The 14017-nt window shown below is 64.6% G+C and carries 10 protein-coding genes; 7 read left to right on the top strand and 3 right to left on the bottom strand.

Going from position 1 to position 14017, the window contains the following annotated elements; all coding sequences use genetic code 11:
• Positions 1-14: 14 nt before the first annotated feature.
• From folD to VDP74_RS11790, 3 genes are read right to left on the bottom strand one after another with little or no spacing between them, the layout of a single operon-like run.
• Complete coding sequence (folD, locus tag VDP74_RS11800) at positions 15-869, bottom strand: bifunctional methylenetetrahydrofolate dehydrogenase/methenyltetrahydrofolate cyclohydrolase FolD (RefSeq protein ID WP_322999831.1); 855 nt, start codon at positions 867-869, stop codon at positions 15-17.
• Entirely contained in the window at positions 866-1495 is a 630-nt protein-coding gene (locus VDP74_RS11795; protein ID WP_322999830.1) for a response regulator transcription factor, read from the bottom strand. Before VDP74_RS11795 ends, folD begins: the two co-directional genes overlap by 4 nt.
• A complete protein-coding gene (locus tag VDP74_RS11790) occupies positions 1492-3240 on the bottom strand; it encodes a PAS domain S-box protein (protein WP_322999854.1) in 1749 nt (582 codons plus the stop codon). Before VDP74_RS11790 ends, VDP74_RS11795 begins: the two co-directional genes overlap by 4 nt.
• 242 nt (positions 3241-3482) lie before the next feature.
• Here VDP74_RS11790 and aceE point away from each other — a divergent pair, with 242 nt between their 5' ends.
• The 7 genes from aceE to purF all read left to right on the top strand — a co-directional run bounded on the left by aceE (position 3483) and on the right by purF (position 13954).
• Positions 3483-6191 carry a pyruvate dehydrogenase (acetyl-transferring), homodimeric type gene (aceE, locus tag VDP74_RS11785; protein WP_322999829.1) on the top strand — a complete coding sequence of 903 codons (2709 nt, stop codon included), beginning with the start codon at positions 3483-3485 and terminating at the stop codon, positions 6189-6191.
• A gap of 14 nt (positions 6192-6205) precedes the next feature.
• Positions 6206-7570, top strand: a complete 1365-nt coding sequence (gene aceF, locus VDP74_RS11780; protein ID WP_322999828.1) for a dihydrolipoyllysine-residue acetyltransferase — start codon at positions 6206-6208, stop codon at positions 7568-7570.
• Between the two features lie 10 nt (positions 7571-7580).
• Positions 7581-9368 (top strand): dihydrolipoyl dehydrogenase, encoded by a 1788-nt coding sequence (lpdA, locus tag VDP74_RS11775; protein WP_322999827.1) that lies wholly within the window; start codon positions 7581-7583, stop codon positions 9366-9368.
• 277 nt (positions 9369-9645) lie between these two features.
• Positions 9646-11052 (top strand): bifunctional tetrahydrofolate synthase/dihydrofolate synthase, encoded by a 1407-nt coding sequence (folC, locus tag VDP74_RS11770; protein WP_322999826.1) that lies wholly within the window; start codon positions 9646-9648, stop codon positions 11050-11052.
• Between the two features lie 45 nt (positions 11053-11097).
• On the top strand, positions 11098-11949 hold the full coding sequence (locus VDP74_RS11765) for an SPOR domain-containing protein (RefSeq protein WP_322999825.1): 852 nt from the start codon (positions 11098-11100) through the stop codon (positions 11947-11949).
• Positions 11946-12434, top strand: coding sequence for a CvpA family protein (locus VDP74_RS11760; protein WP_322999824.1), 489 nt, complete (start codon positions 11946-11948; stop codon positions 12432-12434). The genes VDP74_RS11765 and VDP74_RS11760 overlap by 4 nt, the downstream gene beginning before the upstream one ends.
• Before the next feature lie 14 nt (positions 12435-12448).
• Positions 12449-13954, top strand: coding sequence for an amidophosphoribosyltransferase (gene purF / locus VDP74_RS11755; protein WP_322999823.1), 1506 nt, complete (start codon positions 12449-12451; stop codon positions 13952-13954).
• The last annotated feature ends 63 nt before the right edge of the window (positions 13955-14017 follow it).

Raw genomic sequence — 14017 nt, 5'->3', positions numbered from 1 at the left:
GAAGGCCCCCGATTTCAAGTCTGGAGCGTGCGTTCGGCAGCTTCTAGGGTGTTGACCAGCAGCATGGCGATAGTCATGGGGCCAACGCCACCGGGCACTGGCGTGATGGCGGAGGCCACCTGGGCGGCGGATTCGAAGTCTACGTCGCCGGTCAGTTTGCCCGAAGGCAGGCGGTTGATGCCCACGTCGATGACCACGGCGCCTGGCTTGACCATGTCGCCCTGAACGATGCCGGGTTTCCCGGTGGCCACCACCAGCACGTCGGCGCGGCGAGTCTGGGCGCCCAGGTCGCGAGTTTTGGAGTTGCACAGCGTTACCGTGGCGCCTGCGGCCAGGAGCAACATGGCCATGGGCTTGCCGACGATATTGCTGGCCCCGACGATGACGGCTTCGGCGCCGCGCAGCGGCACGTTTTCCGATTCCAGCATCTTCATGACGCCGTAGGGCGTGCAGGGCCGGAACAGCGGCCGGCCGGTCATCAGCAGGCCGGCGTTGCTGATGTGAAAGCCGTCCACGTCCTTTGCGGCGCTGATGGTTTCGATGACCAGGCCCGTGTCGATGTGGCCCGGCAGCGGCAGCTGCACCAGGATGCCGTGGATGGCCGAATCTGCATTCAGCGCTTCGATCATGTCCAGCAGTTCGCCTTCGGGGGTGTCCGCACCCAGGGAGATGACGCGCGACAGCATGCCGGCAGCCTCGCAGGCGGCGGCCTTGTTGCGCACGTAGACTTGCGAGGCGGGGTTCTCGCCCACCAGCACCACGGCCAGGCCCGGTGTGACGCCCTGGCGCTTGAGCGCCTGGACCTGTTGCGCGACTTCGGCGCGCACGCTGGCCGACAGCGCCTTGCCGTCGATGATGCGGGCGCTCATGAGCTGGCTTCCTCGGTGCGGGTCAGGGCGATCTTCATCAGGTCGGCCACGGTGGTGACTTCCAGCTTTTCCATGATGTTGGCGCGGTGCGCTTCGACGGTCTTGATGCTGATGTTCAGGTCGCCGGCGATCTGCTTGTTCAGGCGGCCGGCCACGATGCGTTCCAGCACTTGCTGTTCGCGGGCCGTCAGGCGACTCAGCACTGCCTGCTGGTCACGCTGCGCCTGGGCCTCGCGCACGCGCTCGGTGGCCTGGTCCAGCATGCCGGCGACGATGCGGCGCAGGTCTGCTTCGTTGAACGGCTTTTCCAGAAAGTCGACGGCGCCTTTCTTCATGGTGGAGACGGCCATGGGCACATCGCCGTGGCCGGTGATGAAGACGATAGGCAGGGGGGCCTTGCGAGCGATCAGCGTTTCCTGCAGCTCCAGGCCGCTCATGCCCGGCATGCGCACGTCGGCGATCAGGACGGCGGTCTGGTCCGGGTTGTAGGAGTCCAGGAATTCCTCGGCGCCGGCAAAGCTGCGCACGGCGTATCCGTTGGCTTCGAGCAGCCAGCGCAAGGAGTCGCGGACAGCCTCGTCGTCATCGACGATATAGATGATGCTGGAGACTTGAGGGTCGGTCATGCTTGCGTTTCCTCCGTGGATTCTGCGTGTGCGCCGGAGGGCGCCTTGGGCAGGGTGAAGCGGAATATGGTACCGCCTTCGGGGTTCGGGCTGGCCCAGAGGCGCCCGTGATGTGATTCGATAATGGTACGGCAGATGTTCAGACCCATGCCCAGACCTTCGGATTTTGTACTGTAGAAAGGTTCGAACAGGCGCTCTGGGTTGCGCAGGCCGTGGCCCCGGTCGATCACGGCGATCTCGATCTGCGGGTCCTGGTCTGTGATGTTCACGTGCAGGTTGCGGTATTCGCTGTGTTCCATCGCCTCGACGCCGTTCTTCAGCAGGTTCAGCAGCACCTGTTCGATCAGGATGGGGTCGGCGAGCACCTCGGGCATGGGGTCGGGCAGGCTCTGGATAATGTCGATCTGCCGCTTGCGGGCGTCGATGTCGGCAAAGCCCACGGCGTTTTCCACGATGCGGGTCAGACCCACCGCCTGGCGGCGCGGTTCGCTGCGTTTGACGAACTCGCGGATGCGGCTGATGATCTTCCCGGCCCGTTCAGCCTGCTGGGATGCCTTTTCCAGGGCCTGCAGCAGCGATTCGGTGGGCGCCTTTCCGGATTTCACCATGGCGACGGCGGCCATGTTGTAGTTGCTGATGGCCGTCAGGGGTTGATTCAGTTCGTGCGCCAGGGACGAGGCCATTTCCCCCATGGTGGTCAGCCGGCTGGTCAACTGGGCCTTTTCCTGTTGCACGCGGGATTCTTCCTCGTGCTTGCGGCGGTCGGTGATGTCGCGCGCCACCTGCAGGCGCACGCGCCGTGAATCGGTCCAGGCCAGCATGCGGTGATGGACTTCGAACCAGCGCTCTGCGGTGGGCGAGAACAGTTCCATGGTCTCATCGGTGAAGCGGCCCAGGCGTCCGCCCAGCAGTTGCGCGTGGCCGCTGGTCTGGGCGCCGAACAGGCGCCGGTAGGTGCGGTTGGCAAACAGCAGTTCCAGTCCTTCGGGGGTGTCGGCGACTACCGAGATGGCGTCGTCCAGTCCTTCCAGCACGGTCATGAAGCGCTCGTGCGCAGCCGTCAGGGCCTCGCGGATGCGCTTGGGTTCGGTGATGTCGGTCATGGACGTCATCCAGCCGATCTGTTCACCATTGGGGTCGCGCAGCGGCGATACATACATACGGGCGGTGAAGCGCGATCCGTCGCGGCGCTGGGCCTCGATCTCCAGGCCGCTGCTGGGCGTGCGCCCCGACAGCAGCTGCGCCAGGGTTTCTCGGTGGTGGTCATGGCGCCCCGGCAGCCAGTAGGGAAAGGGCGCGGTGCGGCCGATCAGGTCGGCCTCGTTCCAGCCTATCATTCGGCAGAATGCCGGGTTCACGTAGGCGATGCGGCCCTGCATGTCGAACACCCGCATCCCCGTGGACATGGAGTTCTCCATGGCGCGTCGAAAACCGGTTTCGGCGATCAGGGCGGCCTCGGCCTGGGTGCGAAAGCGTGTGTAGCGCCACAGGGCCAGCAGGCTGAAGACGATCACCAGCGACAGGGCGAAGACCACCATCATCAGCCGCTGCTGCCGGGTTTCCTGGTCGATGGTGACGAACATCACGCTGTCGCTTTGCAGGCGCTGCAGCCAGATGAACGCCCCCATGACGCACAGATACAGTACCAGCACGATGGCCGGAGTCAGCCAGTACAGTCTGCGACTGTGACGGGCGTGCTCGTAGAACGTCGTCGGGATCAGGGACTTTCGGTTCGGGTTTGCCATGGCCATGATGGTCTTGCGATTGCGCCATTTTAGACGCGAAATCGGTATTCAATTTTTCACATAATAAAAATTCATACCACGAGATGAAATTTCCCTTGTGTGGAACCGAGGTCTTTCCTAGAATGGATGCAGGTGCCGGACCCCTGGATATGTTCGTGTTCAGGACACCCTCAGCATCCGGCGTAATTTCTGGCAGGCGCGATGTGTGGTCGCGCCCTCGAACCACACAGGAGACACACCTTATGTCCTCTCTTGAACAAGCTCAGGCCGCTGTGGCGGATCCCGATCGGCAGGAAACCCAGGAATGGCTCGACGCGCTCGAAGCCGTCCTCGACCGGGAAGGCGCCGAACGCGCCCATTTCCTGATTGAAAGCTTGATCGATCTCGCACGCCGCTCGGGCGCGCACATTCCGTATTCCTTGAATACGGCCTATGTGAATACGATCCCTCCCGGGCTGGAGCCTCCGCACCCAGGCAACATGGTTCTGGAAGAACGCATCCGTTCCTACATTCGCTGGAACGCCATGGCCATGGTGGTCAAGGCCAACAAGCACGAACCGGCCGACGGCGGCAGCCTGGGCGGCCACATCGCGTCGTTCGCCTCGCTGGCGACCATGATCGAATGCGGCCAGAATCACTTCTGGCATGCCGAATCGCCGGAACATGGCGGCGACCTGGTGTATTTCCAGGGGCACTCCTCGCCCGGGATGTATTCCCGCGCTTTTCTCGAAGGCCGCCTGACCGAGGAAAACCTGGACTGGTTCCGTCAGGAAGTCGGTGGCAAGGGCAAGGGCCTGTCGTCCTACCCGCACCCCAAACTCATGCCGAGTTTCTGGCAGTTCTCCACAGTGTCCATGGGCCTGGGGCCCATGATGGCGATCTACCAGGCCCGCTTCCTGAAATACCTGCACGCCCGGGGCCTGGCCAATACGGCCGACCGCAAGGTCTGGGTGTTCCTGGGCGACGGTGAAATCGACGAACCCGAATCCCTGGCCGCGATCGGCCTGGCCTCGCGGGAAAAACTCGACAACCTGATTTTCGTCGTCAACTGCAACCTGCAGCGCCTGGACGGTCCGGTGCGCGGCAACGGCAAGATCATCCAGGAACTGGAAGGCGCCTTCCGCGGCAATGGCTGGAACGTGCTGAAGCTGATCTGGGGCGGTTACTGGGACCCCCTGTTTGCTCGTGACAAAGAAGGCATCCTGCGCCGCGTCATGGAAGAAACTGTCGACGGCGAATACCAGGCCTACAAGGCCAACGACGGCAAGTTCGTGCGCGAGAAATTTTTCGGCAAGCACCCCAAGCTGCTGGAGATGGTCAGCCGCATGAGCGACGAAGACGTCTGGCGCCTGAATCGTGGCGGCCACGATCCCCACAAGGTCTACGCTGCATTTGCCGCCGCCGCCGGCCACAAGGGCCAGCCGTCCGTGATCCTGGCCAAGACCATCAAGGGCTATGGCATGGGCCACGTGGGGCAGGCGAAGAACCCGACCCACCAGCAGAAAAAACTGGACATCGACTCGGTGCGCGAATTCCGCGATCGCTTCAATATCCCCATCCCCGACGATCAGGTCGACCAGATCCCGTATTTCAAGCCGGCCGAAGATTCGCCGGAAATGAAATACCTGCACGAACACCGCAAGGCGCTGGGCGGCTACCTGCCGCATCGCCGCGTCAAGGCCGACCAGTCTCTGCCGGTGCCGCCGCTGGACACTTTCAAGGCTGTGCTCGAACCCACGGCCGAAGGGCGGGAAATTTCCACCACCCAGGCCTTCGTACGGGTGCTCAACCAGATCCTGCGCGACAAGGACCTGGCGCCGCGCGTCGTGCCCATTCTGGTCGATGAATCGCGTACCTTCGGCATGGAAGGCCTGTTCCGCCAGATCGGCATCTACGCCCCCGAAGGGCAGAAATACGTGCCGGTCGACAAGGGCCAGGTGATGTACTACCGCGAAGCGGAAAACGGCCAGCTGCTGCAAGAAGGCATCAACGAGGCGGGCGGGTTCAGCTCCTGGATTGCGGCGGCGACGTCGTATTCCGTCAGCAACACCATCATGATCCCGTTCTTCATCTACTACTCGATGTTCGGGTTCCAGCGCTTCGGCGACCACGCCTGGGCGGCGGGCGACATGCTGGCGCGCGGCTTCGTGCTGGGCGGCACGGCGGGGCGCACCACCCTGAACGGCGAAGGCCTGCAGCACGAGGACGGCCACAGCCACATCCAGGCTTCGCTCATTCCCAACTGCGTGGCCTACGATCCCGCCTTTGCCCACGAAGTCGCGGTCATCATCCGCAGCGGCCTGCAGCGCATGATGCACGACCAGGAAGACGTGTTCTTCTACATCACCGTGATGAACGAGAACTACCCGCATCCTGGCCTGAAGGCCGGCGACGAGGAAGGCATCCTGCGCGGCATGTACAAATTGCAGTCCAGCGCCAAGCCGGCCAAGACCCACGTGCAGCTGATGGGCTCGGGCACCATCCTGCGCGAAGTCATGGCGGCCCAGGAACTGCTGGAAAAGGACTGGGGCGTGACCTCGGATGTCTGGAGCGCGACCAGTTTCACCGAATTGCGCCGCGACGGCCTGGACGTGGAACGCCACAACCTGCTGCATCCGACCGAGACTGCCCAGGAAGCCTACGTGACCAAGCAGCTCAAGGGCACCCAGGGTCCGATCATTGTCTCCACCGACTACATCAAGGCCTATGGCGACATGATCCGTCCCTTCATCCCCGATGGGCGCCACTTCAAGGTCCTGGGCACCGACGGCTTTGGTCGTTCAGACTTCCGTTCCGAACTGCGCAAGCACTTCGAGATCGATCGCCACTTCATCGTGCTGGCCGCCTTGCGCAGCCTGGCCGACGAAGGCTCCATCGACATCAAGAAATGCGCCGAAGCCATCGCCAAATACGGGATTGAAGCCGACAAGGCCAACCCGCATCACGCCTAAGGAGGGCCAGGAACATGAGCATCGTGGAAATCAAAGTCCCCGACATCGGTGATTTCGACCAGGTCGATGTCATCGAGGTCCTGGTCGCCGTGGGCGATACGATCCAGGCCGAACAAAGCCTGATCACCGTGGAATCGGACAAGGCCTCGATGGAAATCCCCGCCTCGCAGGGCGGGGTGGTCAAGACCATCAAGATCAAGGTAGGCGACAAGGTCGCGGAAGGGGCCGTGATCCTGGAAGTCGAAGCCGCCGAAGGCAGCGCTGCTGCCGAACAGCCGGCTGCAGAGGCCCCCCAATCATCTGCTGCGCCTGCTCCGGCACCTGTCGCCCAGGCTGAATCCGCACCGGCACCGGCGCCGGCGCCTGTGGCCGCTCCGGCGCCTGCGCCGACCATGGCTTCCAGCGCCCCGGACCGCACCTCGCCGACAGCAGCATTTGCCGAAGCCGAGTTGCCCTTGCGCAATCTGCCGCACGCCTCGCCTTCAGTGCGGCAGTTCGCTCGCGAACTGGGCGTCAATCTGGCCCATGTCAGCGGCACCGGACCGAAGAACCGCATCACCGCCGATGACGTGCGCGCCTACGTGAAGCAGGCCCTGGCGACAGGTGGCGCCAGCCCGGTGGGCTCTACCCTGCCGGCGGGCGAAGGCTTCAGCGTGCTGGGCTGGCCCAAGGTCGACTTTGCCAAATTCGGCGAAATCGAATCCAAGCCGCTGTCGCGCATCAAGAAAATCTCCGGCGCCAATCTGCATCGCAACTGGGTCATGATTCCGCACGTCACCAACAACGACGTGGCCGACATCACCGACCTGGAAGCCCTGCGCCAGCAGTTGAATGCGGAAAACAAGAAAACCGGCATCAAAGTCACCATGCTGGCCTTCCTGATCAAGGCCGTCGTGGCGGCCCTGAAGAAGTTCCCGGAATTCAACGCGTCCCTGGACGGCGACAACCTGGTTCTGAAGCACTACTACCACATCGGTTTCGCCGCCGACACGCCCAACGGACTGGTCGTGCCGGTGATCCGCGATGCCGACAAGAAAGGCGTGCTGCAGCTGGCCACGGAAACCTCCGAACTGGCTGCACAGGCTCGCGAAGGAAAGCTGTCTCCCGCGCAGATGCAGGGCGGTTGCTTCTCGATTTCGTCCCTGGGCGGCATCGGCGGCACCGACTTCACGCCCATCATCAATGCGCCCGAAGTCGCCATCCTGGGGGTGTCGCGTTCGGCCATGCAGCCTGTCTGGGATGGCGCAGCCTTCCAGCCGCGCCTGATGCTGCCCTTGTCGCTGTCCTACGATCACCGCGTGATCGATGGTGCGTCGGCGGCGCGCTTCAATGCCTATCTGGCCGGCCTGCTGGCGGATTTCCGCCGCATCATCCTGTAAGGGGGCACGCATGAGTCTGACTGACATCAACGTTCCGGATATTGGCGATTTCGATCAGGTAGACGTGATCGAGATCCTGGTGGCCGTGGGTGACACCATCGCCCCCGAGCAAAGTCTGATCACGGTGGAGTCCGACAAGGCTTCCATGGAAATCCCGGCCGATCAGGGCGGGGTGGTCAAGGAAATCCTGGTCAAGATCGGCGACAAGGTCGCCCAGGGCGCAACCATCCTGCGCGTGGAAGCACAGGGTGGCGCCGCCAAGGCGCCGACCGACGCGCCGGTAGCGGCGGCCACCCCTGCGGCCCCCGCACCTGCGGCGCCTGCACCTGCAGCAGCGCCAGCTGACCAGCCGGCGCCGGCAGCCGCTCAGTTTGCCGGCACGGCGGATGCAGACTGCGACGTGCTGGTCCTGGGCGCCGGCCCCGGCGGCTATTCGGCCGCCTTCCGGGCAGCCGACCTGGGCCTGAAGGTCGTGCTGGTCGAGCGCTACGCCACCCTGGGCGGGGTCTGCCTGAACGTAGGCTGCATTCCGTCCAAGGCCCTGCTGCACACCGTGAGTGTGCTGGAAGAGGCCAAATCCCTGGCGGGCCACGGCATCAGCTTTGCCGAACCCAAGATCGACCTGGATGCCCTGCGTGGCTACAAGGACAGCGTGGTCGGCAAGCTGACCGGTGGCCTGGCCGGCATGGCCAAGGCTCGCAAGGTCACCGTCATCCAGGGTGTCGGCGCCTTTGCCGATCCGCACCACCTGACGGTGAGCAAGGCCGATGGCGGTCGGACTACGGTGAAGTTCGCCTCGGCCATCATCGCCGCCGGCAGCCAGTCCGTGAAGCTGCCGTTCCTGCCGGACGATCCGCGCATCGTCGATTCGACCGGGGCCCTGGCGCTGAAGTCGATTCCACAGCGCATGCTGATCATCGGCGGGGGCATCATCGGCCTGGAAATGGGCACGGTCTATTCCGCGCTGGGCGCCCGCCTGGATGTCGTGGAGATGCTGCCCACTCTGATGACCGGCGCGGACCGTGACCTGGTCAAGGTCTGGGACAAGATGAATGCCCGGCGCTTCGACCACGTCATGCTGAAAACCAAGACGGTGGCCGCCGAGGCCAAGGACGACGGCATCTGGGTGACCTTCGAGGGCGAGGCCGCCCCGAAGGAACCCCAGCGCTACGACCTGGTCCTGCAGGCCGTGGGCCGCGCGCCCAACGGCAAGAAGATCGGCGCGGAAAACGCCGGGGTGGCGGTCAGCGACCGGGGCTTCATCGACGTCGACAAGCAGATGCGCACCAATGTGCCGCACATCTATGCCATTGGCGACATCGTGGGGCAGCCCATGCTGGCTCACAAGGCCGTGCACGAAGCGCACGTTGCCGCCGAGGCCATTGCAGGTGAAAAAGCCTACTTCGATGCCCGCGTGATCCCGTCCGTCGCCTATACGGATCCGGAAGTTGCCTGGGTCGGTCTGACCGAGGAAGACGCCAAGAAGCAGGGCGTTGCCCTGAAGAAGGGCCTGTTCCCCTGGCAGGCCTCCGGGCGGGCCATCGCCAATGGCCGCGACGAAGGCTTCACCAAGCTGCTGTTCGACGCCGAGACCGGCCGTATCCTGGGAGGCGGCATTGTCGGCACCCACGCGGGCGATCTGATCAGCGAAGTCGCCCTGGCCATCGAGATGGGCGCGGATTCAGTGGATATCGGCAAGACCATCCACCCGCACCCGACCCTGGGCGAATCCATCGGCATGGCTGCCGAAGTCGCCGACGGCCACTGCACGGACGTGCCGCCGGCTCGGAAAAAGTAATCCGCCCACCTCGCAGCCTGCAGGCTGCTCGGATTCACCAGGCACGGGTCAGTCCGCAGGGACTGTCCCGTGTCCGGGTTCATCCCGGCGGCCGGAGCCTCCATGGCTGGCGGCACTGGCAGTAGTGGTATCCGGGGCCTCTAGGCCGGCAGCACTGGCAATAGTGGTATCCGGAGCCCCTATGGCTGGCAGTACAGGCAGTGGGGGTGTCCGGCGTTCTTCCTGGCGGCGGGTGCTACTATCAGCACCTGCCGTTTTCTTTGTGATTGTCATTCTCATGTCATCGATTGCTCCCGCCCAAGGCGCTGCGCTGGCCGACTGGCTGGCTTATCTGGAAACCCTGCATCCCAAGGCCATCGACCTGGGTCTGGACCGTATCCGGTCAGTGGCCGAGCGCCTGGAATTGTCCCTGGATTGCGTCAAGATCACCGTAGCCGGCACCAATGGCAAGGGTTCCACCTGTGCCATGCTGGAAGCCATCCTGCTGGACGCCAATTATCGGGTGGGGCAGTACACCTCGCCGCATCTGTTGCGCTTCAACGAGCGCATTCGCGTCAACGGCCAGGAGGCCTCGGACGCCGACATCGTCGCGCAGCTCGAACGCATCGAGGCCACGCGTGGCGACACCACCCTGACGTACTTCGAAATGACGACGCTGGCGGCCCTGCTGCTGTTCCAGGCGTCGAACCTGGACGTGGTGGTGCTGGAGGTCGGCCTGGGCGGACGCCTGGACGCCGTCAATCTGATCGACACCGACTGCGCCATCCTGACCAGCGTGGATCTGGATCACATGGCCTACCTGGGCAATACCCGCGAGGCCATCGGCTGGGAAAAGGCGCATATCTTCCGTCCGGGCAAGCCGGCGGTCTGCGCCGACCCCGTGCCGCCCCAGACCGTGATCGACTATGCCGCCGAGATCGGCGCCGATCTTTGGCGTTTCGGCATCGACTTCAACTATTCGGGCGACCGCCAGCAATGGGCCTACGGCGGGCGCAGCCAGCGCCGCAATGCCCTGGGTTATCCGGCCCTGCGTGGCGCCAATCAGCTGTTGAACGCCTCGGCGGCCCTGGCCGCGCTGGAAAACCTGCGGGACCGGCTGGTGGTCACTCAGCAGAATGTGCGCCAGGGCCTGCTGCACGTCAGCCTGCCCGGGCGCATGCAGATCCTGCCGGGGCTGCCTGCCACGATCCTGGATGTCGGCCACAACCCCCACGCAGCCGCTACCCTGGGGCAGAATCTGGACAGCATGGGGCACTATCCCCATACCTATGCCGTGGTCGGCATGCTGCACGACAAAGACATCGAAGCCACGCTGTCGCGCCTGTCGCGTCGGGTGGATCGCTGGCTGTGTGCAACGCTGGGCGGGCCACGCGGCACTACTGCACAGGAACTGGCCGAGGCCGTGCATCGTATTGCCGGTGACGCGGCCCCCGTAGATCCCTTCGTCGCCCAGGCGGCCGAGATCAAGCGCGGCGACCAGAAACCGGGTGTGCGGGCGGCGCCCAGGCCGGCCGTTGCCGCCCGGGACGTGCAGGTTTCCACATTTGACAGTCCGGAACAAGCCTTTGCCGAAGCCCGGAAACTGGCAGGCGACAATGATAGAATTCTCGTGTTCGGGTCATTTGCGACGGTCGGCCCGGTACTTCAAGTCCTGCGCCAGGAAGGCCGGGACGTCCTTTCTTGATCGGGCGGGAGCGTCGCCCGCCCTTGCTAACGGGTAAGCTGCACGATGCTTTTTCGTCATGGGACTGACACAGGGAAACGCGCGACGCGTTCCGGTGGCGCCAGCGAGGCTCAGCTGAAAGAACTGCGCAGCAAGGCGCGCCGTCGTCTGATCGGCGCGCTGGCTCTGGTGCTGGCGGCTTTCATCGTGGTGCCTTGGCTGTTCGACGAACCCGCGCCCGATGAAACGCATGCGCCGGTAGTCGTGCCCGCCACGCCCGCAGGCCTGCCGCCTGTCAGCACGCCCGCTCCTGCAGACGCAGTCGCGCCGACCGCTCCGGCATCTGCCGGCACCCCGGCCGAGGGCGCCGTCGCCCAGGGCGGTGAACCACCCAAGGCACCGTTGGATGCCACGGCAGGGACGTCCTCCGCTGATGGGAACGGCCAGTTGGCGACTGTGACGCCGCCTGCGGCGCCCGAATCGCCGCCCGCCGCCAAACCCGCTGTGCCGCAAACCACGCCGTCGGCGGCCGGCAAAACACCTGTTGAAACAGAAAAGCCGGTCAAACCCAGTACCAGGCCCGCTGAGCGCACCGACGATGGATCAGTAGCGTTGGCCTTGCTGTCCGGCAAGTCCCCGGCGGCCGCCCGTGGCAGCGCGGCGCCGGCTGCCGCGTCCGGGCAGGGGCGCTATTACCTGCAGGTGGCAGCCTACACGACCGAGCAGGACGCCCAGAGCCGTCGCGACAGTCTGCGTCAATCCGGAGTGACCGATGCCTACGTCGAACGTGGGCAGTCGGGTGGGCGCACAGTCTACCGCCTGCGGGTGGGTCCCTTTGGTTCGCACGAGGCCGCCCAGGCCGCCCAGGCCCGACTGCGGGCACTGGGGTATCAGAACGGCCTGATTTCCGACAAGTGACCAGCTTCGACTACATCGTCCTGACGATCGTGGTGGTATCCAGCCTGATCGGCCTGCTGCGCGGGTTCCTGCGGGAAGTCCTGTCTCTGGTCGCCTACGTGGCGGCCTTCGTCGCCGCGATCTGGTGGGGGCCGACAGCCTCCTTGTGGCTCGACACCCTGATCGAGAACGGCCTGCTGCGCACGCTGGCCGCCTACGGAGCCATCTTCATCCTGGCACTGCTGGCCGTCGGACTGTTGAACATGGCCCTGGGGGCGCTCGTGGACCGCACTGGCCTGACGCCTGCCGATCATGGTCTGGGGGCCGTGTTCGGCGCAGTGCGCGGCCTGGTGCTGGTGCTGGCACTGGTCGGCCTGGCCGGTTATACCGAGTTGCCCCGCGAGCCCTGGTGGCAGCAGGCACGCACCTCGGCGGCACTGACCAAAGGCTTTCAGCAAGTCAAATTCCTGCTGCCCGCCGATGTGGCGCAGCTACTTCCTTACTAGTTCGGAACTCAACCATGTGTGGAATCGTCGGCGTCATGGGCGCCAGCCCTGTCAATCAGCTGATTTACGACAGTCTGCTGCTTTTGCAGCACCGGGGCCAGGATGCCGCCGGCATCGCCACGGCGCACGACCAGTTCTTCAGCATGCACAAGGCCCACGGCCTGGTGCGCGACGTCTTTCGCACCCGCAACATGCGGGCCTTGCCCGGCAACAGCGGGGTGGGGCAGGTGCGCTATCCCACGGCGGGGTCCAGCGCCAGCGTGGACGAGGCCCAGCCCTTCTACGTGAACGCGCCGTTCGGCATCACCTTCGTGCACAACGGCAACCTGACCAACTGGCGCGAACTGCGCGAGTCCCTGTTCAAGCACGACCGGCGCCACATCAACACCAATTCGGATTCCGAAGTCCTGCTCAACGTCTTCGCCCATGAATTGCAGCAGGCGTCCAATGGCATCACCCTGGACGCCAATGCGGTGTTCCAGGCGGTGCGGGCGGTGCATCGCCGAGCCAAGGGCGCCTACGCCGTCATTGCCCGTATCAGCAGCTTCGGCCTGGTGGCGTTCCGCGATCCGCACGGTATCCGCCCGCTATGCCTGGGCCGCCGCGAATCAGAGGCCGGCACGGAATGGATGCTGGCCTCTGAATCCGTCGCGCTGACCGGCAACGGCTTCGCACTGGTGCGCGACATTGCGCCCGGAGAGGCATTGGTGATCACCGAGGACGGTGAGGTCAGTCATGAACCGTGCGGCGATCCGGACGCGTTGCAGACCCCCTGTGTCTTCGAATACGTGTATTTCGCCCGCCCCGATTCCATCATGGACGGGATATCCATCTATGACGCTCGCCTGCACATGGGGGAATACCTGGCCGACAAGGTCGCCAAGACCCTGCGCCTGGGCGACGTGGACGTGGTCATGCCGATTCCGGATTCGTCCCGACCATCTGCCATGCAGCTGGCCTCGCGGCTGGGCCTTAACTACCGCGAGGGCTTCATCAAGAACCGTTACGTGGGGCGTACGTTCATCATGCCCGGCCAGGCCGTGCGCAAGAAGTCCGTGCGCCAGAAGCTCAGCGCCATTGATCTCGAATTTCGCGGCAAGAACGTGCTGCTGGTGGACGATTCCATCGTGCGCGGCACCACCAGCCGGGAGATCGTGGACATGGCCCGCGCGGCTGGCGCCAACAAGGTCTATTTCGCGTCGGCCGCTCCGGCTGTGCGCTACCCCAACGTCTACGGCATCGACATGCCGACTCAGGCCGAGTTGATCGCCACGGGCCGCGACACGGATCAGATCGCCCATGAGATCGGTGCCGACGGCCTGGTCTACCAGGATCTGGCTGATCTGGAGCAGTCGCTGCGCGACCTGAACCCCGCGCTGAGTGAATTTGAATCGTCCTGCTTCAGCGGCCGGTACGTGACCGGCGACATCGATGCCGCCTATCTCGAGCGTCTCAGTCAGACGCGTGGCCAACCCATCCGCTCCGGCGCCATGACGCCGGCGACTGCGGACGATAACTGACGGATGGGGCCCCCCCACGCTGCGCAGCCTGCGGCTGCTTGCTGCGGCGGCCGGAGCCCATCC

It is taken from the genome of Castellaniella sp. (genome assembly GCF_034674885.1).
Taxonomy (GTDB): Bacteria; Pseudomonadota; Gammaproteobacteria; order Burkholderiales; family Burkholderiaceae_B; genus Castellaniella.
This window is presented reverse-complemented; position numbering and strand designations above follow the sequence as displayed.